The organism is Catellatospora methionotrophica, assembly GCF_011297335.1.
Classification (GTDB): domain Bacteria; phylum Actinomycetota; class Actinomycetes; order Mycobacteriales; family Micromonosporaceae; genus Catellatospora; species Catellatospora methionotrophica.
In genome coordinates, this window is sequence record NZ_JAAOTJ010000004.1 from 110,442 (window position 1) to 130,366 (window position 19,925).

23 protein-coding genes are annotated in these 19,925 nt (G+C 72.0%); 4 read left to right on the forward strand and 19 right to left on the reverse strand.

The genetic code is table 11. The features are described from left to right. Positions 1–28: 28 nt before the first annotated feature. Positions 29–1,066, reverse strand: a complete 1,038-nt coding sequence (locus tag HAV40_RS13115) for a DUF4192 domain-containing protein (protein ID WP_166381248.1) — start codon at positions 1,064–1,066, stop codon at positions 29–31. Positions 1,067–1,181: 115 nt separating this feature from the next. Here HAV40_RS13115 and mobA point away from each other — a divergent pair, with 115 nt between their 5' ends. The 3 genes from mobA (at position 1,182) to HAV40_RS13130 (ending at position 3,252) form a co-directional block, all read left to right on the forward strand. After that, entirely contained in the window at positions 1,182–1,790 is a 609-nt protein-coding gene (mobA, locus tag HAV40_RS13120) for a molybdenum cofactor guanylyltransferase (protein ID WP_166381474.1), read from the forward strand. Between the two features lie 23 nt (positions 1,791–1,813). Beyond that, on the forward strand, positions 1,814–2,059 hold the full coding sequence (locus HAV40_RS13125; RefSeq protein ID WP_166381249.1) for a DUF6457 domain-containing protein: 246 nt from the start codon (positions 1,814–1,816) through the stop codon (positions 2,057–2,059). A 164-nt stretch (positions 2,060–2,223) separates the two neighbouring features. Beyond that, the gene (locus tag HAV40_RS13130; RefSeq protein ID WP_166381250.1) at positions 2,224–3,252 is read left to right on the forward strand and encodes a T3SS (YopN, CesT) and YbjN peptide-binding chaperone 1; all 1,029 of its coding nucleotides are present in this window, start codon (positions 2,224–2,226) and stop codon (positions 3,250–3,252) included. 55 nt (positions 3,253–3,307) lie between these two features. Here the strand turns inward: HAV40_RS13130 and HAV40_RS13135 are convergent, their stop codons facing one another. Genes HAV40_RS13135 through HAV40_RS13145 form a run of 3 tightly spaced genes read right to left on the reverse strand, consistent with a single transcriptional unit; the run spans position 3,308 to position 6,795 of the window. Next, on the reverse strand, positions 3,308–5,122 hold the full coding sequence (locus HAV40_RS13135; protein WP_239086083.1) for a beta-propeller domain-containing protein: 1,815 nt from the start codon (positions 5,120–5,122) through the stop codon (positions 3,308–3,310). Positions 5,123–5,167: 45 nt separating this feature from the next. After that, positions 5,168–5,599 carry an Lrp/AsnC family transcriptional regulator gene (locus HAV40_RS13140; RefSeq protein ID WP_166381251.1) on the reverse strand — a complete coding sequence of 144 codons (432 nt, stop codon included), beginning with the start codon at positions 5,597–5,599 and terminating at the stop codon, positions 5,168–5,170. Next, the gene (locus tag HAV40_RS13145) at positions 5,599–6,795 is read right to left on the reverse strand and encodes an ABC transporter substrate-binding protein (protein WP_166381252.1); all 1,197 of its coding nucleotides are present in this window, start codon (positions 6,793–6,795) and stop codon (positions 5,599–5,601) included. Before HAV40_RS13145 ends, HAV40_RS13140 begins: the two co-directional genes overlap by 1 nt. Before the next feature lie 163 nt (positions 6,796–6,958). On the opposite strand from HAV40_RS13145, the gene HAV40_RS13150 reads away from it, so the two are divergent. Further along, the gene (locus tag HAV40_RS13150; RefSeq protein WP_166381253.1) at positions 6,959–7,519 is read left to right on the forward strand and encodes a bacterial proteasome activator family protein; all 561 of its coding nucleotides are present in this window, start codon (positions 6,959–6,961) and stop codon (positions 7,517–7,519) included. Positions 7,520–7,683: 164 nt separating this feature from the next. On the opposite strand, the gene HAV40_RS13155 is transcribed toward HAV40_RS13150, so the two are convergent. From HAV40_RS13155 to HAV40_RS13225, 15 genes are all read right to left on the reverse strand, one after another. Next, positions 7,684–8,508, reverse strand: a complete 825-nt coding sequence (locus HAV40_RS13155) for an HAD family hydrolase (RefSeq protein ID WP_166381476.1) — start codon at positions 8,506–8,508, stop codon at positions 7,684–7,686. 86 nt (positions 8,509–8,594) lie between these two features. Next, the gene (gene serS, locus HAV40_RS13160) at positions 8,595–9,866 is read right to left on the reverse strand and encodes a serine--tRNA ligase (protein WP_166381254.1); all 1,272 of its coding nucleotides are present in this window, start codon (positions 9,864–9,866) and stop codon (positions 8,595–8,597) included. Positions 9,867–9,903: 37 nt separating this feature from the next. Further along, positions 9,904–10,575, reverse strand: a complete 672-nt coding sequence (locus HAV40_RS13165; protein ID WP_166381255.1) for a hypothetical protein — start codon at positions 10,573–10,575, stop codon at positions 9,904–9,906. Between the two features lie 79 nt (positions 10,576–10,654). Continuing rightward, complete coding sequence (locus tag HAV40_RS13170; protein ID WP_166381256.1) at positions 10,655–11,383, reverse strand: AIM24 family protein; 729 nt, start codon at positions 11,381–11,383, stop codon at positions 10,655–10,657. A 101-nt stretch (positions 11,384–11,484) separates the two neighbouring features. Further along, positions 11,485–11,838, reverse strand: a complete 354-nt coding sequence (locus HAV40_RS13175) for a metallopeptidase family protein (protein WP_166381257.1) — start codon at positions 11,836–11,838, stop codon at positions 11,485–11,487. A gap of 2 nt (positions 11,839–11,840) precedes the next feature. Next, a complete protein-coding gene (gene pheA, locus HAV40_RS13180) occupies positions 11,841–12,797 on the reverse strand; it encodes a prephenate dehydratase (RefSeq protein ID WP_166381258.1) in 957 nt (318 codons plus the stop codon). Between the two features lie 42 nt (positions 12,798–12,839). Next, positions 12,840–13,355: a hypothetical protein gene (locus HAV40_RS13185; protein WP_239086081.1), complete on the reverse strand. Its 516-nt coding sequence runs from the start codon at positions 13,353–13,355 to the stop codon at positions 12,840–12,842. 37 nt (positions 13,356–13,392) lie between these two features. Next, positions 13,393–13,821, reverse strand: coding sequence for a transcriptional regulator (locus tag HAV40_RS13190; RefSeq protein WP_166381259.1), 429 nt, complete (start codon positions 13,819–13,821; stop codon positions 13,393–13,395). A gap of 11 nt (positions 13,822–13,832) precedes the next feature. Next, positions 13,833–14,561 (reverse strand): NERD domain-containing protein, encoded by a 729-nt coding sequence (locus tag HAV40_RS13195; protein ID WP_239086079.1) that lies wholly within the window; start codon positions 14,559–14,561, stop codon positions 13,833–13,835. 283 nt (positions 14,562–14,844) lie between these two features. Further along, positions 14,845–15,723, reverse strand: a complete 879-nt coding sequence (locus HAV40_RS13200; protein ID WP_166381260.1) for a DUF5926 family protein — start codon at positions 15,721–15,723, stop codon at positions 14,845–14,847. A gap of 33 nt (positions 15,724–15,756) precedes the next feature. Continuing rightward, positions 15,757–16,161, reverse strand: coding sequence for an ATP-binding protein (locus HAV40_RS13205; protein ID WP_308441010.1), 405 nt, complete (start codon positions 16,159–16,161; stop codon positions 15,757–15,759). 8 nt (positions 16,162–16,169) lie between these two features. After that, positions 16,170–17,390 carry a sensor histidine kinase gene (locus HAV40_RS13210; RefSeq protein WP_239086078.1) on the reverse strand — a complete coding sequence of 407 codons (1,221 nt, stop codon included), beginning with the start codon at positions 17,388–17,390 and terminating at the stop codon, positions 16,170–16,172. Between the two features lie 60 nt (positions 17,391–17,450). Then, positions 17,451–18,224 carry a glycerophosphodiester phosphodiesterase gene (locus HAV40_RS13215; protein ID WP_239086076.1) on the reverse strand — a complete coding sequence of 258 codons (774 nt, stop codon included), beginning with the start codon at positions 18,222–18,224 and terminating at the stop codon, positions 17,451–17,453. Positions 18,225–18,252: 28 nt separating this feature from the next. After that, positions 18,253–18,591, reverse strand: a complete 339-nt coding sequence (locus HAV40_RS13220) for a rhodanese-like domain-containing protein (protein WP_166381262.1) — start codon at positions 18,589–18,591, stop codon at positions 18,253–18,255. Positions 18,592–18,693: 102 nt separating this feature from the next. Continuing rightward, complete coding sequence (locus HAV40_RS13225) at positions 18,694–19,890, reverse strand: LCP family protein (RefSeq protein WP_166381263.1); 1,197 nt, start codon at positions 19,888–19,890, stop codon at positions 18,694–18,696. Positions 19,891–19,925: the final 35 nt, after the last annotated feature.

Sequence of the window (19,925 nt, forward strand, 5' to 3'; positions counted from 1 at the left end):
TTTCCCGGAAAGCGAGGCCCGGAACGGCCTACAGTGCGGGCCACGGCCCGAGGCTGCCCGGGGAGACACCCTGTTCGAGCGCCTCGGTGAGCAGATGCGCCAGCGAGTACGCCGGGTCGGCCGCCAGCGCCCGCCGCAGCGCCGCACCGGCCAGCACGCCCTGGCCCGAGCGCCACGCGCACCAGGCCAGCAGGCTCGCCATGGGTGCCAGCAGTGCGGGCTCGCCGCGCCGGGTGAGGTCCAGCCAGAGGTCCAGCTGCCAGGGCTCGGCGTCGCTGTGCTGCCAGGCGTGGTCGCGGCAGCGCAGGTCCAGCAGGAGCACGGTGAGCCAGGCGGCCTCGTCGTCGTCGAGCCGCCCGCCTGCCGCGGCGATCCGCAGCGCGTCGTCGACCGCAGCCGTCCCGGCCCGCACCAGCCGCTCGTCGGCCGTGCCTTCGCCCTGGCGGGCCGTACCTGGCCGGTCCGGATCCGTCTGGTCCAACGCGGCCGCGCTGTCGCCGAGCAGTGCCGTCAGTCGCAGTTCGGCGCGGTCGACGGCCTGGGTCATCGCGATCGCGGCCAGCCCGCCGACCGGCCGGACCAGCTGCTCCACCGAGGCGCGGTCGGGCTGGGCGACCAGGCCCTCGTAGGTGGCGATGGCGGCCGCCGCCGTCGTACTCAGGTCGAACGGCGCGCCGCCGGGCGGCGTGCAGTCGTCGCACTGCAGGCAGCGGTATCGATCGCCGAAGTGCAGCAGCACCTCCCGCACGTGGTAGCCGCGGGCGTCGAGAGCGTCGGCGACGTCGCGGGTCGTCTGGGCTGCCGAGGGGTCGGGGCCGTACCCGACCAGCATCACCGACGTGATCGCGGCTCGTCTTCGGCCGGCGGCCGCGAGCAGCCGGCTCAGCTGGCGCACCGTCACGCCGCGGGGCCGGCCGAGGTCGGTGCGCGCGGCGACGCAGATCCGCCGGTCGGCCAGGCCCAGCACGACGATGCTGTCCGCCGGGTGGAAGCCGAGCAGGTAGGGCACGTAGCCGAGCAGGTCCGTGCGCTCGGTGAGGGTGTAGGTCGGGGAGTCGGTCGCCATGTGCGGCAGCCTTCCCAGGGGAACGCGACGGGGCCAGCGATGATCGCTAACCTGTGGATGACACGCCGGTCCATCCACAGGGGCGGGGAGCAGGCCGATGATCTCGTACGCGGCGATGGTGCTGGCAGGAGGCGCTGCGCGCCGGATGGGCGGGGTCGCCAAACCGCTGCTGCCCGTCGGCGGGGTGCCGATGCTGCGCCGGGTGCTGGCAGCCGTCGTCGACGCGAGCCCGCTGGTCGTCGTCGGGCCGCCGGAGCTCGCCCCCGCATTGCCCGCCGGGGCGGTGCTGACCCGCGAGGATCCGCCCGGTGGCGGGCCGGTCGCGGCGGTCGCCGCGGGCGCGGCGGGGCTGGCCGCGGCCGGAGCGGCCGACCGGGTGCTCGTCGTCGCCGCCGACCTGCCGTTCCTGACGCGTGAGGCGGTGACGGCACTGCTCGCCGTGGACGCGGACGTGGTGATGTTCACCGACGCGGACGGGCGGCGGCAGCACCTGTGCGCGGCGTGGCGGCTCGGCGCGCTGCGGGCTGCGCTGCCCGCGCAGCCGCACGGCGCTCCGATGCGGGTCCTGCTGGGGCACGCCGAGGTCGCCGAGCTGCCGTGGGCCGGTGCCGGTCCGGAGCCGTGGTATGACTGCGACACCCCGGACGAACTGCGCCAGGCCGAGGCGGCGCAGTTGCGTGCGGATCCGACGAGCGGTCCGCACCGCGCGGACGCGGGCTCGTGAGCACCACGGGCGAGGAGAGGCCATTGAGCGTGGACCTGCACGACTTCACCGAGGCGGCGTGTGCCGAGCTGGGCGTGCCCCGCGCGGACGTGGACGTGACGATGGTGCTGGACCTGGCCCGGGAGGTGGCGCACCACGCGGTGCGGCCCGGTGCGCCGGTCGGGGCGTACCTGCTGGGGCTGGCGGTCGGGCGGGGCGGTGACCCGCAGGAGCTGGCGGCCCGGCTGACCGCCCTGGCGCACCGGCTCGCCGTGCCCGATCCAGACTGACGTCGCGGGCGTGTGGCGGACATCGACGGGCGGCGCAAGACCGGGAACGGTCCAAAGGCCGACTTCGCGAATCAGTTTCCGGTCGGTAGTGTCTCGGTGACAGAGAACCCAGGTATGTCCGTCGGCGTGCCCGGATAGACCAGGTTCGACGAGGAGGCTCACCAATGTCGGAACTGTCGAACCCCCACCTGGCCGAGGCCGGGCTGCTCGACGAACCCACCACCGCCGACCTGCATGCGAAGGTCACCGAGGCCTGGCGGGAGTTCGCCCGAGCCCTGGCCGCGGCCCTGCCCACGCTGCCCGTCGGCACCGAACTGGAACTCGCGCTCGACCCGACCGCGTCGGGCACCGGCTCCGCCGTGTACGGCGTGAGCGTGGAGTGCGTGGAGGACGGGTCGCTGCAGGCGCGGGCGGTCAGCAACGCGAACCTGCCCGAGGGCTTCCGGCTGGAGCGGACCGCGATCGCGGCGATGGTCGCGCTGGGCTGGTCGCCGCCGGGCGTGCTGGCCGGGTCGCGGGAGAACTTCGGCACCACCGGGGCCGCGGACGCGCTGGCCGGAATGATCACGCGAACGCTGCGCGACGTGTACGGCGCACCGCACCCCGCGTTCCTCGTCTACGAGGCGCACGACCGCGAGGAGGAGCCGGTCGCCATCGAGCCGCTGGGCACCGCGCGGCACGAGTCGACGGTGGACGCGTTCCTGCCCTCGATCGACTCCCTCGACGCGAGCGGGCTGGACCTGGCCGACCGGGTGCGGATCGTGGTCTCCGCGATGCTCAAGTCCGACCCGGACGAGCTGCAGGTGGACGGCGACGGCGACATCGGCATCCGGGCCGGTTCGGCGATGGTGTTCGTCCGCGTACGCGAGAATCCGCCGCTGATCGACGTGTTCTCGCCGGTGCTGACCGAGATCGAGCCGACCGAGAAGCTGTTCGTGAAGCTGTCCGACCTGACCAACCGCATGCCGATCGGCCGCCTCTACTGCACCGCCGGCACGGTCTGGGCCTCGATCCCGGTGTTCGGCCGCGACTTCCAGGCCAGCCATCTGGCCCTGGCGATCCAGGTGATGACCGGGCTCGCCGACGAGCTGGACGACCGCCTGCACGGCGAGTTCGGCGGCAAGCGCTTCTTCGGCGAGGGCGACAAGTCCGCGGCCAGCACCCCCGAAGCTCGCATCGGCCAGTACCTCTGACCTGCTGACAAAGCTGGGCGGGCCGCGGCCCGCCCAGCTTTTTCGCGCGTACGGCTCAGAGCGCGACCTGAGCGAGCACGGCGCCGCCCGACAGGGTCGTGGCCATGGCCGCGGTGTCCGACACGACCCAGAGCGTGTCGCCGACGATCAGGCTGCGGCGCGGGTAGCCACCGGGCTTGACCTCGCCGACCCTGTCCAGCGAGCCGGAGTTCACCCGGTACAGCAGCGCACCGGCGCGCTGCTGTGCGTCGTAGGCGGTGTACGGGACGACCAGCAGGCCGGTCGCGGGCCAGTACAGGAACGCGTGCGGGTCGTACTCGGCCTCGCTCCAGCCGCCCGGGATCTTCTCCTGGTCGAGCCGCTTCGCGTCCGCGCCGCCGACGTCGAACAGCGACACCTGCAACCCGGACACCCGACCCTGGTCGGACGCGTCCTGGCCGACCCCGATCAGCCGGCCGTCGGCGACCGGGTGCAGGTAACTGCTGTAGCCGGGGATCTTCAGTTCCCCGGTGAGCACCGGGCGGGCCGGGTCGCGCAGGTCGATCGTGTAGAGCGGGTCGGTCTGCCGGAAGGTGACCACGTACCCGGCCGGGCCGAGGAAGCGCACGGCGTAGATCTGCTCCCCCTTGCCCAGGCCCCCGAGCTTGCCGAGCGGCTGGAGCTGCCCGCCGTCGCGACGCAGGGTGTACACCGCGGACTCGGTCCGCTGGTTCCGGCCGCCCCGCTGGCCGCTGGTGGTGGCGACGCGCAGGACGTCCTCGTGCTCGCTCAGCGAGTACTGGCTGAGCAGGTGGCCGGGCACGCTGCCGGAGGCGGCGAAGACCGGGCGCGGACCGGTGACGTCGAACAGGTACAGCTCGGTGCGGTCCTTGGCCTGATCACCCCGCCAGGTCTCGTCATGGGCGAGGTAGAGGTGGCCGCCGGTGCCGTACACGGTCCGCGCGTCGGCGAGCACCGCCGTGGGCAGGCCGTCGCCGAGCGCCGCCCGGTTCAGGTCGAAGCTGAGCACCGTCACCAGAGCGGTGCCGCTGAACTCGGCAGGCCTGCTGACCTGCCCGCAGTCGACCCGCCCACCGGTCCCGTCCGCGGTGTACGCGGGCAGCCAGCGCTCCAGCGGCGTGCTGTCGATGACCTTCCGGTTGGCGGCGAGGCGCTCGGCGTCGGTGGCCTTCTCCAGCCAGGTGAAATCGATCATCGGGTGCGAGGTCACCACCACGCGGGCGGTGCCGTCGGCCAGCCGGGCGTCGGTCAGCTCGGCGCCGATCTCGTACTCGCCGGTGATCCGGGGCGCGCCGGTCAGGTCGACCAGCCGGACCCGGGTCGCGGATGGGCCGCGCATCGGCACCCGCGCGTCGGCGAGCCCGTCGTAGGCGGTCATCGCGTGCACGGAGGTGAGTACCAGGGCGCGGTCGCCCTGCAGGAACAGCTGGTGCTGGCCGTAGCCCAGGTGCAGCGAGCCGGTCGCGCGCCGGGTGATCGGGTCGATGACCCGCAGCGTCTCGTTGACCACGGTCACGATGCGACGGCCGTCGGTCTTGACGATGTCCGGCTCGTCGACTCCCGCCTCGTGCGTGTTGGTGCCGGAGTACGCCGTGGTGGAGCCGCCGTCCGCCGCCCGTCCGGCGTCCGCGGTGGCCGACTGGGCGCGCGCGAGGAAAGCCTGCGCGCCGCCGGGCAGGCCCCACGGGGTCACTGCGCGCTTGGCGGCTTCGCGGACCGACTCCAGCAGGCCGTCGCAGGAGTCGTACGACACCAGGCGCAGCAGCGGCGCGGGTCCTGGGGCGGGGCGGTCCGCGATCGCGCCCCCGCCGGCGGCCGTGCAGCCGGCCAGGGACAACGTGGTGAGCAGGCAGAGCACGCTTCGTCTCATGACCGTGTTCGACGCGCGGATCATGTTCCCGGCTCCCCGGCGCCGTCAGTCGACCAGGCGGGACAGGACGATCATGCTGCGGGTGCTGGTGATGAACGGCTCGGCCCGCAGCCGCTCCAGGGCCTGCTCCAGGTGCGAGATGTCGGCCGCGCGCAGGTGCACCAGCGCGTCGGCCTCGCCGGAGACGGTGTACGCCCCGACCACCTCGGGGTGGCGGCGGGTGGCCATCGTGATCTGCGCGGGCGTGGTGCGCCCGGTGCAGAACAGCTCGACGAAGGCCTCCGTGCCGCCACCCACCGCCGCCGGATCCACGACGGCGGTGAAGCCCTTGATCACCCCACCGGAGCGCAGCCGGTCAACGCGTCGCTTGACAGCTGGTGCTGACAGCGACACCACCATGCCGATCTCGGCGTACGTGGTGCGCGCGTCGCTCAAGAGCGCGGCGATTATTCGCTGGTCAACGTCGTCCAACTGCACTACCCGAGGGTAGCGAGGTCGCTGATCAGCACGTTCGACAGGATGGGGCCGTCCTTCTCCACCTTGCGCAGATACCACTTCTGCTGCGGGGAGCGCTGCTGGTTGAACTGCCAGTTGCCGCGGGGGCTGATCACCTGGCCGACGCTCGACAGCAGGGTGTTGACCTTCGGGGCGCTGAGCGTGCCGTCGCCGGCGAGCGTCAGCGCCTGGTCGAGCACCGCGGCGGCGTCGTACGCGGCGACCGCGAACGCCGTGGGAGAGCGCTGGAACTTGGCCTGGAACAACGACGAGAACGTGTGGTTGGCCAGGTTGTTCAGGTCGGCGGAGTAGTGCATCGCGGTGAACAGCCCGCGCGCGCCCTCGCCGAGCTCGTCGAGTGCCTTGCCCTCGGCGATCGAGCCGGGGGCGTACAGCTCGACGTCGCTGCCGGGGGTCAGCCCGGCCTGCTTGAGCGCGGCCATGAACTTGGTGATGTGCGAGCTGGGCAGGTTGCAGAAGATCGCCCGCGGGTTCTTGTCCGCGATCTGCCCCGCGTACGACGCGTAGTCGGCGGTGGCCGGCTTGATGCCGGACTTCACCGTGATGGGCTCCTGCGCGCCGTTGCCGTACACGCTGGTGAAGCCGAGCATCAGCTCCGCGCCCGCGGTGCCGGGCACCGTGATGAGGCTGACCTTGCCGCTGCCGTTGCCGAGCCGCCGCCGCAGGTAGTGCGCGATGGCCAGGGCCGGCTCGTCGGTGAGGTATGACGTGCGCCAGATGTACGGGGCGCTGGGCATCTCGGCGGGCGAGGCGTGCGCGGCCAGCAGCGGCACCTTGGCCTCTTCGACCCGGTCGCGGATCGCGGGCAGCAGGTCCGGGTTGGCCACGCCGACCACGGCGAGCACCTGGGCCTTGTACAGGTCTTCCAGTGCCGCCGCGCCGCTCTTGGTGGTCTCGCCCTCGTCGGCCATCTCGATGCGCACCGCGCGGCCGCCGAGCTTGCCGTCGTGCAGGTCCAGGTAGAGCTTGAAACCCAGTTCGAGGTCGGCGCCGACCTCCTTGTTCGCTCCGGTGGCCGGGACGAGCAGACCGATGCTGACGCCGCTGCGCTCGCTGCTCGTGCCGGGGCTGGAGCAGCCCGCGAGGCCGCCGGTCACGCCCGCAACGCCAGCGCCGGTCAGCAGACCGAGCAGCTTGCGACGGTCAAGGCCGTCCAATGTGTCCTCCAGGGTGACTTCGGCCGGACGCGCGTACCGGTGGCACGGCCGTGGGGGTGACGCCAAAGATGTGGGCGCGCGGTCTTATGACCCACTGTGGCGTTCTACCGTGTCCCGGCACTCCCGTCAATGATCAACATAGGCCCGCGTCTCGGGATCTAGGATGGGTGGGTTCGACGCTGAGGAGGTCGTGGTGAGTCAGCAGCATCCCGAGGAGAAGAGTGTCGTGGTCGTCGGTCCGGACGGGCAGCCCATCGGCACGGTCGAGGTCAATCATGACGGTGCCATCGGGGGTGAGGAGGACCCGGGCCGTCTCATCGAGCAACCCGCCAAGGTCATGCGGATCGGTAGCATGATCAAACAGCTGCTCGAAGAGGTGCGCGCGGCACCCCTGGACGAGGCGGGCCGCCAGCGCCTGGTGGAGATCCACCGCCGCTCGATCGTCGAGCTGGAGGACGGACTGTCCCCCGAGCTCCGCGACGAGCTGGAGCGGATCTCCGTCGACTTCACCGAGGGCGCCACGCCGTCGGAGTCGGAGCTGCGCATCGCGCACGCCCAGCTCGTCGGCTGGCTGGAAGGCCTCTTCCACGGCATCCAGGCCGCCCTGGTGGCCCAGCAGATGGCCGCCCGCATGCAGCTGGAGCACATGCGCAACATGCCGGCCCTACCCCCCGGCACCCACCCCGACCCCACCAAATCCACCAGCACCGGCCAATACCTCTAACCCCACCAGCCCCACCCGACCCACCCCGGGCCGCCAGCCCTCCGGTCGCAACTCTTAAAGACTCGCGCCTTCCGTGAGATGGAGAGGCGCGACTCTTTAAGAGTTGCGGCAAGGGGTGGGGCCGGGGGGCGGAGGCCGGGCGGGATGGGGCTGGCCGGGGTGGGTCAGGTGGTGCGTTTGAGGAGGTCGTCGAGGTAGACGGCTACGCCGTCGCGGTCGTTGGAGAGGGTCACCTCGTCGGCGAGGGCCAGGATCTCGGGGTGGGCGTTGGCCACGGCGACGCGGTGGCCGGCCCACTCGAACATCGGGATGTCGTTGGGCATGTCCCCGAAGACCAGCACGTCGGCCGCGTCGATGCCCAGTTCGGCGGCGACCACGGCCAGGCCGGTGGCCTTGTCGACCCCGGGCGGGGTGATCTCCACCCAGCCCAGCCCCGAGTGCGTGAACGCGGCGACCTCCGGCGAGACCAGACCCCGTGCGGTACGCAGCAGCGTGTCCGAGTCCGTGTCGTCGGTCTTCACGAACGCCTTGATGACGTCGTAGCAGAGCGACTCCTCGCGCGGCCGGAACTTCAGGTCGTCCGGGTACGGCCAGTCGTCGACCTCGTCGCCCCACAGCGGCGCGCGCTGCGCGTCCAGCACCTCGACCAGCAGCTTCACCCGGCCGAGCCGGTTCTCCAGCGCCTCGACCAGCCCCGCCACCACCGGACCGGGCAGCCGCGCGTCGCGCAGCACCCGCGGTGCGGACGGGTCGCGCAGGTCCAGCACCCGCCCGCCACCGCCGAGCACCAGCAGGTCCGCGTGCGGCAGGTCGATCCGACTCAGCTCCTCCAGCCGGGGACCGCGGCCGGTGGCGCCCACGATGGGCACCCCGGCCGCGCGTACCCGGTCGAAGACGGCATGGGTGAAACCGCTGACGGTCTCGTCCGACCGGACGACGGTGCCGTCCAGGTCGGTGGCGACCAGCTTCGGCAGCCTCTGCGGTCGCAGCTCGTCACCGGGCGACTGCGTGCGGTCGGCCGCGTCCTGTTCCGGCACTTCGACGTGCCCCGAACCCCCGTGGTCGGGCACGCCGTTCAGGCCCCTGCCTTGACGGGCTCCAGCACGTCGCGGCCGCCCACGAAGGGCTGCAGCGCCTTGGGCACCCGCACCGAGCCGTCCGGCTGCTGGTGCTGCTCCAGGAGCGCCACGAGCATGCGGGTCGTGGCCAGCGTGCCGTTGAGCGTCGCCGCGGTCTGGGTCCGGCCGTCGGCGTCGCGGAAGCGGGTGTTCAGGCGGCGGGCCTGGAACGTGGTGCAGTTGGAGGTCGAGGTGACCTCCATGTACCGGTTCTGGGTCGGCAGCCAGGCCTCGCAGTCGTACTTGCGCGCCGCCGACGAGCCGAGGTCGCCCGCGGCCACGTCGATCACCCGGTAGGCCAGCTCCAGCTTGCCGAGCATCTCCTCCTCCCACGCCAGCAGGCGCAGGTGCTCCTCGGCGGCATCGGCCGGGTCGCAGTACGAGAACATCTCGACCTTGTCGAACTGGTGCACCCGGATGATGCCGCGGGTGTCCTTGCCGTACGAGCCCGCCTCCCGGCGGAAGCAGCTCGACCACCCGGCGTAGCGCTGCGGCCCGGTGGCCAGGTTCAGGATCTCGTCCTTGTGGTACGCCGCGAGCGGCACCTCGCTCGTGCCGACCAGGTACAGGTCGTCGGCAGGCAGGTGGTAGACCTCGGCGGCGTGCGAGCCCAGGAAACCGGTGCCCTCCATCGACTCCGGCTTGACCAGCACCGGCGGGATCATCGGCGTGAACCCGGCCTCGACCGACTGCCACAGTCCCATCTGCAGCAGGCCGAGCTGCAGCAGCGCGCCCACCCCGGTCATGTAGTAGAAGCGGGCGCCCGACACCTTCGCGCCGCGCTCGGTGTCGATCGCCCCGAGCAGCTCGCCGATGGCCAGGTGGTCACGCGGGGCGTCGAAGACCGGGCGCTCGCCGACCTCGCGCAGCACGACGTAGTCGTCCTCGCCGCCGCCGGGCGCGCCGTCCTGCACCACGTTCGCGATCGCGAACTGCGCGGCCCGCAGCGCCTGGTCGGCCTCGTTGACCGCGGCCTCGGCAGCCTTCACCTCGGCGGCGAGGTCCTTGGTGCGGGCCAGCAGCGCGGCCTTCTCGTCGCCGGCCGCCTTCGGCATCAGCTTGCCGAGCTGTTTCTGCTCGCCGCGCAGCGCCTCGAAGGACGCCACCGCGGACCGCCTCGCCTCGTCGGCGCGCAGCAGGTCGTCGACGCTGTCGACGGAGTCGCCGCGCAGGCGCTGGCTGGCTCGTACGGTCTCGGGGTCCTCGCGGAGCAGACGCAGATCAATCACGTCGAAAAGCGTACCGGCCCGCGTTCGGAGCTTCGCGTCAGTATTGCCGTAAGAACGGCGCGGCGGTGGTGACGGTCAATTCGATGTCGCCCGGCTCGTGGTCGTCGTCGTCTTCGGAGTCGGCGTGTGCGGCCGCGTGCCGCCCGCCGGGCGGCTCCGGTTCGCTGCGCAGCGCCGACAGCATGGCCAGGCCCAGCAGCGCGACCGCCACGAGCCCCGCCCACATGCCGCGCCCGGGGCTGGAGGTGAAGCGCGACAGCAGCTCCTGGTTCATGAACCCGCCGAAGACCCGCGGCAGCTCACTGGTCGAACTCAGCACGCTCGCCGCGGCCGCCAGCACCACCGCGAGCACGGCCGAGGTGCCGAGTGCGGCCATCCGTGCGACCGCACGGGCCACGGCCGGACCGCCCAGCGCCACCGCGATCGACGCGCCGAGCAGCATGAGCCCGGCCAGGTAAGGCGTGCCGCCGGTGGTCGACCAGACCGAGCTGGTCACCTGAGGGATGCTGGCGAAATATTCGTCGCCGGAGCGGGTGGTGTCGATGATCTGCCACTCGCCGACCAGCGATGCGATGGCCGCCGCGCCGCCGAGCACGACGAGACCCGTGGTCAGCCGGGAGCCTGTCGCCATCGCGCGCCAGCCGGGCCGGTCGCGGGTCACCGCAGCCGGGGCCGGGCCGAACTCCACCACATCGAGTTCCTCGGACATGGGCGCATCATGCCACGCGAAGTTGAGAAAACGGGCCCCTCCACGAGGGAGGGACCCGCTGTCAGAACGGTGCGGCCGGTCAGTTGCCGAGCAGACCGCCCAGCACTCCGCCCTGTTGCTGCTGCTGGCCGCCCGCGATGCCCGCCGGGGGCTCCTCGGACGGCTGCACCACGACGAAGCCCTGGCCCTGGAAGCTCATCGTGAACGCCTCACCCGTGCTGCGGCCCAGCAGGGTGCCGATGCCGAGCTGCTCGGCGCGGTGGTAGCCGGTCTGCAGGTTGGCCGACCAGCAGATCGCCGCCTGGGGGTCGGCGTAGGTGGGGGCGTCGACGGTCAGCACGACCGGGGTGCCCTTGGTGGTGATGGCGATCCGGCCCTGGCCCGAGAAGACGCAGTTGAACAGGCCTGCCGAGGAGAACATGCCCATACCCTGGACCATCTTGATGTCGTAGTTCAGCGTCGACTCGAAGGCCAGCACGTTGGTGCCGTTGACGCTGAGGGCGTCGCCGGGGCCCAGGTCGATCAGGTGCACATCCGCAGCACGGTCGGCCAGGAACACGTCACCACGGCCGGACAGCTTCATCAGCGGTACGCCCTCACCGGTGATCTTGCTCTTGAGCCACTTGGCCGCGCCACCGGAACCTAGCGCCTGGAACTGCACCTGGCCCTGGTAGGCAACCATCGCGCCGGTGCGCGCCATGACCTCGCCGTTCAGCTCGATCTTCAGCATCTTCGAGTTCTGCAGCGTCAGACCAGGAGTCGTGGACTCCTTCTCGAGGTTCTCGGCAGCGAAGAGTGCGCTCTGCATGTCGTCAGCCTCCATGAAAAACGGGGGTGGAGAAACGCACCGAGCGTAGTTGACCTGCACAAGAATGCACGTCGGCTTCACGACAGGCTTCGGCCTGCGGCTCAGCCCCAGCCGAGGTCGTGCAGGCGGTGGTCGTCGATGCCGAAGTGGTGGGCGATCTCGTGTACCACGGTGACCGCGACCTCCTCGACGACGTCGTCGTCGGTGTCGCAGATGCGCAGGATCGGGTTGCGGTAGATGGTGATCCGGTCGGGCAGCACTCCCGCGTAGTCCCAGCCCCGGTCGGTGAGCGCGTGCCCCTCGTACAGGCCGAGCAGTTCGGGCTCGCCGGGCGGCGACTCGTCCTCCACCAGGATGACGACGTTGCGCATCAGGTTGAGCAGCTCCTGCGGGACCTCGTCGAGAGCGTCGGCGACCAGCTCCTCGAAGCGTTCCCGGCTCATCTCGACCGGCATCGTCAGGACAGCTCGCCCCGGCGTAGCCGGCCCAGCCAGGCCGCCGCGTCGGTGTAGTCGGGGTCGGACAGTCCCGCCGGTGGCGGCACCGGCCGCTCGGGCGTTCCGCCGGGCAGGCCCGCCCGGGGGTACGAGCCGAGGAAGCGCACCCCGGCGCAGATGCGGCGCAGGCCCTGCAGCGCCTCGCCGACCCGCGCCTCGGCGACGTGCCCGGTGCAGTCGAGGAAGAAGACGTACCGGCCGAGCCGCTCGCCGGTCGGGCGGGACTCGATCCGGGTCAGGTTCACCCCGCGTACGGCCAGTTCGGTGAGGACCGCGAGCAGCGCGCCGACTCGGTCGTGGGAGATCCACACGGCCAGCGAGGTGAGGTCGTTGCCGGTCGGCTCCGGCGGCGTGCCCGGCCGCGCCAGCAGCACGAACCGCGTCGCGGCGTCCGGATGGTCGGCGATCTTGTCGGCGAGCCGGGTCAGGCCGAACCGCTGGATGGCGATCGGCGCGCAGATCGCGGCGTCGACCTCACCTGCGGCAGCGGCGGCCGCGGCCGCTCCGTTGGACAGCACGTCGATCACCGTCGCGTCCTGCGCGTACGCCCGCAGCCAGCCGCGGCACTGGGTCGACGCCTGCGGGTGCGCCGCGATCGAGCGCACGTCGGCCAGCGTGGTGGTGGCCCGCGCGGCGAGCACGAACTCCACCGGGATCACCACCTCCCGCGTGATCACCAGTGGGTCGCCGTCGACCAGTTCGTCCAGGGTCACCCCGACCGCGCCGCCGATCGAGTTCTCCCACGGCACGAGCGCCGCGTCGGCGTCCCCTGCACGTACGGCTTCCAGCGCCTCGGGCACGCTGCGCGCCGGGGTGCGGATCCCCCGCACCGCCGCCGGGACGGTAAGCAGCGCCTGCTCGGCGAAGGTGCTCTCCGGGCCGAGATAGACGAAACGCGTAGGCGGAACTCCAGGCATGAGATCAGCCTAGTGCGGTGAGCGCCGCACGCGTGGCCGCGGTCAGCAGCCGGCGGCGATGCGCAGGCCGGGCGGGGCGAGGTTGCGGACCTCCACGGTGCAGATGTCGGTGCCCGCGGTGACCAGGTCGAGCGAGGCGGGCGCACCCTTGGTCACGACCTGCAGCGGCTCCCGGCCGGACACGGTGAGCACGCTGTACTGCCAGGTGCCCGCGCAGACGGGGGGCCTGGTCACGGTGACCGTGCCGGAGTTGGGCAGCACCGAGGACTTGCGGCGCACCGCCGCGATGATCTGATCGCCGCTGGGGCGGCCCTGGCAGTCGGTGACGGTCAGTTCGGGGAACGGGCCGGGGCTGCTCGGCGGGGCTGACGGCGGCAGGCTGAAGCTGGGCGGCAGGGTCACCGCGCTGGGTGACACGGACGGCTGCGGCACGGTGCCGCCGGGCTTCGGCTGCAGCTCGGGCGGCACCCCACAGCCGCTGAGCAGAGCCACTCCGGCCAGGCACGCGATGGTGAGCAGTGAGGCCGGGTAGGACGGACGGGTTCGACGCAGGGGCATGGGCAACGAGACTAGCGCGCGTCGGCCATACCGGCGGTCATACCGCTGCAAAGAAACTGAGCGAACCGACGACCTGGCCGCTCTGCCACAGCGGCGTGGAGACGGCGTCGAGGGTGCGGCTGGGCGCACCCTGCGCGCCGCGCACCCGCAGCAGCCCGCGCGCCGGGCGCTTGGAGGTGAGCGCGAGCAGTGGGGGGATCTGCTCGCGCTCTGCTTCACCCAGCTCGTTGCCGGCGGCGGTGAAGTCGATCAGGCACAGCACGTCGCGTACGTGGTGACCGGCCAGCTCACTGGGGCGCTCCACCGAGAGCAGCCGGATCCAGGCGGTCGAGGCGGCGACGATGACACCGCTCGCGTCGATGACCAAACACGACTCCTCGGCCGAGGAGACCGGGACCGACCAGCTGTGCAGCGGGTCGACGGCGATCGGCTCCAACGGGGAGAGGGAGAGCTCGATGTGGGTCATCGCTGCTCACGTTACCCGCGCGCAGTGCCCTTGTCACCGGGGGCGGCGCCCTCCGGATGCCAGGTGTAACCGCTGCCCGCGGCGTGCGGCTGATTGACCCAGATCGCGGGGTTGCGGGCCACCTGCGACAGCTTCTCGGCGGTCGTGCCGGTGATCCGGCGGCCGGTGGAGTCGAGCACCCTGTCGAGCTCGCGGTACGAGGTGACGATGCATTCCTTGGGCAGGCCGTTGACGCTGATCGGTCCACTGCCGACGAAGGCGAGCACCGCGAACACCTTGATGTCCTGGCCGACCGCGGCGGAGATCGCCTTCGCGGCCCGCTTGGCGTCGCGCCGGGCCTGCGAGATGTACGGCGGCCGGCGGCCGCTGATCTGCACCACGTCCCCGGCGATGAGCACGCGGCTGCGTCCGTGCTGCGCGAGGCTGACGCTGAAGATGCCACCGGGGCCGATGGCCAGGAAGCCCGCGCTGGACGGCGGGGTCTTGGCCGACTTCTCGGCGGTCGGCGTCTGACTGGTGAGCAGGTCGTGCGGCCACTCAATGACGTGCCAGTCCCGGCCGAGGCGGTGCACCGCGCGGTTCTCGGCGGCGGACATGCGCCGCACGGCGCGGCGGCGGCGGGCCCAGTCGATGGGGGACCCGGGCGGCGGGGCGGTGTCTGGTCCTGACGGCACCGGCAGGCTCGGGGAGCGTCCGAAGGTCGGGCGCGGGAAGGGCGCACGATCGGGGTAGACGGTCATGGTGTGCCTCCGGGTGGAACAGACACGCATTGAGTTAGGTGTCCCTTACCGTACGTGTTGTTTTATCGATGTGTCAGGGGGCAAATCTGGCACTCAGCACGAATGAATAGATGAATGTCCGATTCAGCTTCATTCCCTGGGGCTCATCCGGCAGGTCTGCCATCTCAGCACCCACGAGATCTTCACGTGCCGGACGGAGGCTCGGTGGGCACATCGTGGGACACGGCGCCGCCCGTGCCACCGGAGCAGCACGGGCGGACCGAAACGTACGTGAAAGAGCAGGTCAGCGCAGGGTGAGCTGGCGGCCGAGCAGGCCCTGCCGCGCCCGGCGCTCGTCCTGCGTGAGCGGGGCGTCGACGGCCTTCGCCGCGGCGTACCGCGTCGCGACCGCGGCCAGCGGCTCCTCCCAGTCCCCGGCCTCCGGGGCCGACGGCAGGTCCCACACCGGCACGAGCAGCCCGTGCGCCCGGAACATCCCGGCGAACTTGGTCTGCTCGGTGAGCTTCAGCTCCCCCGCCGCGCTCAGCCGGGCCAGCGCGTTGAGCGCCACGTCCTCGCTGTCGGGCAGGACCCAGCGCACGTGCGACTTCTCCGGAACCCGGCACCAGTACGCCGACGGTGCGGCGGCCATCCGCACGGTCGGGTACACCGAGGCGTTGGCGGCGTCCAGCGACGCCGAGACCTCGGCGTCGCGCTCCTGGTCGGCGTCGAGCCAGAAGTCGAAGCCGTCGTACACCGTGACGTCCAGCGGCGCGTTGACCAGCAGATCCGCCAGGCGCGGGCCCTCGCCGGGCAGCGGGGGCACGTTCACCGGCGCGCCGGGCTCGCCCTCCAGCGCGCACAGCAGCGCCACGGCCAGGTCGCGGTTCACGTCACCGGAGCGCTCGTGCCGCTGCAGGCCGAGCAGGATCCGGCCGTCGGTCTTGGTCAGCGCGGGCCACGCCATCGGCAGGATGGTGGCCAGGACGACCTGCCGGTCGCCGTACTTCTCGACGTACTCCGGGGCCAGGGTGAGCGGGGCGGTCGCCGCGGGCACCAGCTCGCGCAGCGCCACCAGCTCGGTCTCGGCGGCCAGCCCGTCGAACGGGCGGGCCACGAAGACGTCACGCACCTTCGGCTGCTTGGGCTGCTGCTTCTTTTCGAGGCGGTTCTTCTTACTCATCGACCGTTCCTAAGCTCGGCGTCGGATCACCGGTCAGCTTAGTTCCGCCCAGACGCTCTGACCCAGACCGTCCCGCTCGACACCCCACCGGACGGCGAGCGCATCGACGATGGTCAGGCCACGGCCGTCCGGGTCCTCGGCGCCCGCCGTGCGCGGCCGGGGCAGTTGCTGCGCCCCGCCGTCGGTGACACGGACCTCGATGACCTGCTTGGCTTCGACGGTACGCAGCCGCCAGGCGAGCCGGACCACCCCGCCCGGCAGCGGCTCGGCGTGCCGCACGGCGTTGCCGACCAGCTCCGCGGCGACCGAGACGACATCGGCGAGCAGGTTCGGCGTGACGGCTCCGGCGAGGGCGGCGGCGAGGCGGTGTCGCGCCTGCTGTGCGCCGCGGGCGTGGTGGGGGACCACCACGCACCAGGCTCGCTCAGCGACAGCCATCGACACGATCATGCCTCCCCGGATGCGCGCGCATCCCTCTTCACGTCACCTCGCGGCAGCCGTACCTCTGCGACCGTACCTCCCCCATCCCGGGGACGTAAGGACACCCATCCGTTTTGTCGTTCAATAGTCTTTCGGACGAGATAAAGACCCAGACCGGCACCACCGTACCGCCGTCCGTCCCCGCTGTCCGCCTGCCAGAACCGCTCGAACACCTGGTGAACCTGTTCAGGGGCGATCCCTATCCCCCGATCGAGTACCTGGAAGTACACCGTGCGCCGGTCGTGGCCGGCGGTCAGCACCACGGCCTGCTCGCGGGCCGAGTACTTGTCGGCGTTGGTCGCCAGCTCGGTCAGCACGTTCGGGATGGTGGCCCGGTCCCCGTACGCCAGCGGCAGCCGCTCCGGCAGCTCCAGCCGGAACCGGCGGCGCAGGTCGGCGGGCAGGTTCGCGGCCGCGTGGCGAAGCGCTTCGACGAGGTCGAAGGGGCCCGGCGACAGCGTGCCGACCGCCGTGTCGGTGCTCGCCGCCAGCAACCGGTCGACCAAACGGGCCAGCTCGTCACTGCGCTGGCCGATCACCCGGGCCGCCTCGCGCCGGGCCTTGTCGTCGAGCTGGCCCCAGTGGTCGCGCAGCGTGTCGGCGTACCCCTTGATGACCGTGACCGGCGTGCGCAGCTCGTGGCTCGTCACGGCGATGAACAGCTCGCGGTCGGCCAGGTCGTCACCGGCGTGCTGCACCGGCAGCCCGGCGCGCTCGCTGTAGAGGCGGCCCACGGTCGCGCCGAGCAGCGCCATCACCGCGAGCTGGTCGGGATCGGCGGGCCGCTCGTCGGGCATGAACGCGCCGAGCAGCGCGGGCGTGCGGCCGTCGAGATCGATCCGGTGCAGCAGGATCCACCGGCTGCCCAGCGACGTGATCTGGTCGGAGGCCTCGTCGTCGACGGCGCCCAGCTCCACCCGGTAGGTCGCCGGGCCCGGCCGCAGAACCGCGGCCACGACCTCCGGCTGAACCGGGCGGCCCAACGCCCAGTCGGCGGTGCCGGTCGCGGCGATGACCCGGCCCGCGCCGGTGCTGTGCAGCTCGGCGACGGCCATGCCCGGCACGCCCAGCGCGTACTGGCCGAGGTGCATCAGGCGGTCCAGGGCGGGCAGGCCGCCGCGACCGGTGACCGGGTCGTTGAAGAGCGCGGCGATACCCAGCGTCAGCTCGCGGTAGGCCACCTCCACACGCAGGATCCTGCCTGCCCGAGCAGCGGCGCGCCAGAGTTGTGGCCGATCAGTGATGATTCAACGACCGAGGTGTGCCAGCACCTCGCCCGGACGGTCCGTGATGATGCCGTCGACACCCAGCTTGAGCAGCAGGTCCACATCGTCGGTGGCGTTGACGGTCCACACGTAGACCTGGTGGCCGCCGGCCTTCAACCGGCGCACCAGGTCCGGCCGTCGGCGCACCAGTTCCAGGCCCGGCCCGGCGATGCGGGTGCCGAACGGCAGCCGCCGGATCCGCAGGCCCGGCGGCAGCAGGTCCATCAGCTGCACCGTAGGCAATGACGGGAGCAGCTCGCGGGAACGGCGCACCGCCAGCGGCGAGAACGACATCACCGTCACCCGCACCGGCGCGTCTTTGACCGCGCTGGTCAGGCCGTGCCGGTTCAGCACGGCGCGCAGCCGGTACTCCACCGCCTTGCCGTACCGGTTGGGATGCTTGGTCTCGATGAGCATGCGCACCGGCCGACCGGCCTGGCGCGCGGTGTCTAGCAGCTCTTCCAGGGTCAGCACCCCGGCGGGCTCCCCGCTGGCGTGCCACGACCCGAAGTCGAACGAGCGCAGCTGGGCCAGCGTGTACGCGGCCACCGGCCCGCGCCCGTCGCTGACCCGGTCGAGCCGCCGGTCGTGTACGCACACCAGGTGCCCGTCACGGGTGAGCCGCACGTCGCACTCGACGCCGTCCGCCCCCTCGCGCAGCGCGCGGGCGTACGCGGCGAGCGTGTGCTCGGGCAGCGCGGCCGACGCACCCCGATGGGCGAACACCAGTGGGGACCGGTCGGGGGTGCGACTCACGCCTTCTCCTCGTTGCGCTCGCTCACGACTAGATGATCTGCGGCGGCAGGCCCTCGGCGACGGCGACGACCGGGCGGCCGGCGGCGGCCCAGCCCATCATGCCGCCGTCGACGTTGGTGACGTTGTCCCAGCCCTGCTGGCGCAGGTACGACACGACCTGTCCGGAGCGGCCGCCGACCCGGCAGAGCACGAAGACCTCGCGATCGGTCGGCACCTCGGCCATGCGGGCCGGGATCTGCATCATCGGCAGGTGGACGGCGTCGGGGGCGTGGCCCGCGGCCCATTCGTCGTCCTCGCGGACGTCGAGCAGGAACGCGTCGGCGGGCACCTCGGCGACGGTGGCGGTGGGGATCTGCGCAGCGAACACGCCTGCAAGTGTAAAGGTCACCAGGAGCCGTCGATCCGGCCGCTCGGTGTCCGGCCGGAGCGCAGCGGAGGCTGGACGACCGATCAACGCCGCGGAGCGGGCTCAGATGGGGTTGACCCATTCGGGATGCTGCTGCACCCAGGTGGCCAGGTCGGCATCGCGCATGGCGCGGAACAGGTCCTCGGCGCCGTCCTGCAGCAGCACGTACGAGACCCCGCCGATGCTCTGCGCGTACGACGGCACCCGGATGCCGGTGAGCGAGTCGGGCCGGATGTTGTGCAGCGCCACGATCAGGTCGGTCAGCGTGGCCTGGCCCGTGTCGAGGGTGAGCGACTGCCCGATGCCCCGGATGAACTGGTCCAGCTTGACCGGGTTGCGGGTGACCCCGCTGTCCAGCGCCTTGCTCAGGATCGCCTTCACCAGCTGCTGCTGGTGGCGTTGCCGGTCGAAGTCGCCACCGGGCAGGCCGTAGCGCTGGCGCGAGTAGTCCAGCGCCTCCTCGCCGTTCATCTGGCGGCAGCCGACGGTGAACAGGCGCTTGGTGTGGATCGAGCGCACCTCGGTGTCGACGCACATGTTCACCCCGCCGAGGCTGTTGATGACCTGGGTGAACCCGCCGAAGTCGACCACCGCGGCACCGTCGAACCGCATCCCGGTGAGCTGGGTGAGGGTCGCCGAGAGCAGTTGCACCCCGCCGCTGCCGCCCCCACCGGCCTCGAACGCCGCGTTGATGCGCTGACGCCCGCCGCCGAACGGGCTGCCGTTTGCGGCGGGTATCTCCACGCGCAGGTCACGCGGGATCGAGATGACGTAGGCGTGGTTGAGCTCGCGGTCGACCTGCACGACGAGGATGGTGTCCGAGCGCTGGCCCCCGCCGGGGTTCGAGGTGCGCAGGTCGGAGCCGATGAGCAGGTAGTTCAGCGGGCCGCTGAGCTTGCGCCAGCCGACGTACGCGTCGCCGTCGTCGCGGGCGCTGGGGTCGAGCAGCACGTCACGGCTGACGCTGGACTCGTAGCGGTGTACCAGCGCCTGCCCGGCGACCAGGCCTCCGCCGGCCAGCAGCACGAGGCCCACCAGGACGGCGATCAGCGCGTGCGGCCAGCGCCGGCGGCGGTGCGGTTCGGGCCGGGGCGTACGGGCGGCACGGTGGCTGTGTGCCCGCCCGCTGTCGGGCCAGCCGAGTCCGGATCGTGGCGACGCGTGTCCGGGCGGTGCCACCGAGGCGGAGGGCCAGCCGACGCCGGTGTCCCGGTCGGGTTTCCCACCGCCGTCACCGGAACGCCACGCGGAGCTGGCCATGCCCGCCTCCCCGGGAGCGAGAAATCCTCACTCTC

Bases quoted from the DNA above. Each gene is read 5' to 3' on its own strand.
- HAV40_RS13225 (WP_166381263.1), bottom strand. From the start codon at position 19,890: ATGGCCAGCTCCGCGTGGCGTTCCGGTGACGGCGGTGGGAAACCCGAC.
- HAV40_RS13165 (WP_166381255.1), bottom strand. From the start codon at position 10,575: ATGTCCGAGGAACTCGATGTGGTGGAGTTCGGCCCGGCCCCGGCTGCG.
- HAV40_RS13205 (WP_308441010.1), bottom strand. From the start codon at position 16,161: ATGGCTGTCGCTGAGCGAGCCTGGTGCGTGGTGGTCCCCCACCACGCC.
- pheA (WP_166381258.1), bottom strand. From the start codon at position 12,797: ATGCCTGGAGTTCCGCCTACGCGTTTCGTCTATCTCGGCCCGGAGAGC.
- HAV40_RS13115 (WP_166381248.1), bottom strand. From the start codon at position 1,066: ATGGCGACCGACTCCCCGACCTACACCCTCACCGAGCGCACGGACCTG.
- HAV40_RS13175 (WP_166381257.1), bottom strand. From the start codon at position 11,838: ATGCCGGTCGAGATGAGCCGGGAACGCTTCGAGGAGCTGGTCGCCGAC.
- HAV40_RS13135 (WP_239086083.1), bottom strand. From the start codon at position 5,122: ATGAGACGAAGCGTGCTCTGCCTGCTCACCACGTTGTCCCTGGCCGGC.
- HAV40_RS13150 (WP_166381253.1), top strand. From the start codon at position 6,959: ATGGGTGGGTTCGACGCTGAGGAGGTCGTGGTGAGTCAGCAGCATCCC.
- HAV40_RS13200 (WP_166381260.1), bottom strand. From the start codon at position 15,723: ATGAGTAAGAAGAACCGCCTCGAAAAGAAGCAGCAGCCCAAGCAGCCG.
- HAV40_RS13170 (WP_166381256.1), bottom strand. From the start codon at position 11,383: ATGCAGAGCGCACTCTTCGCTGCCGAGAACCTCGAGAAGGAGTCCACG.
- mobA (WP_166381474.1), top strand. From the start codon at position 1,182: ATGGTGCTGGCAGGAGGCGCTGCGCGCCGGATGGGCGGGGTCGCCAAA.
- HAV40_RS13190 (WP_166381259.1), bottom strand. From the start codon at position 13,821: ATGACCCACATCGAGCTCTCCCTCTCCCCGTTGGAGCCGATCGCCGTC.
- HAV40_RS13185 (WP_239086081.1), bottom strand. From the start codon at position 13,355: ATGCCCCTGCGTCGAACCCGTCCGTCCTACCCGGCCTCACTGCTCACC.
- HAV40_RS13130 (WP_166381250.1), top strand. From the start codon at position 2,224: ATGTCGGAACTGTCGAACCCCCACCTGGCCGAGGCCGGGCTGCTCGAC.
- HAV40_RS13195 (WP_239086079.1), bottom strand. From the start codon at position 14,561: ATGACCGTCTACCCCGATCGTGCGCCCTTCCCGCGCCCGACCTTCGGA.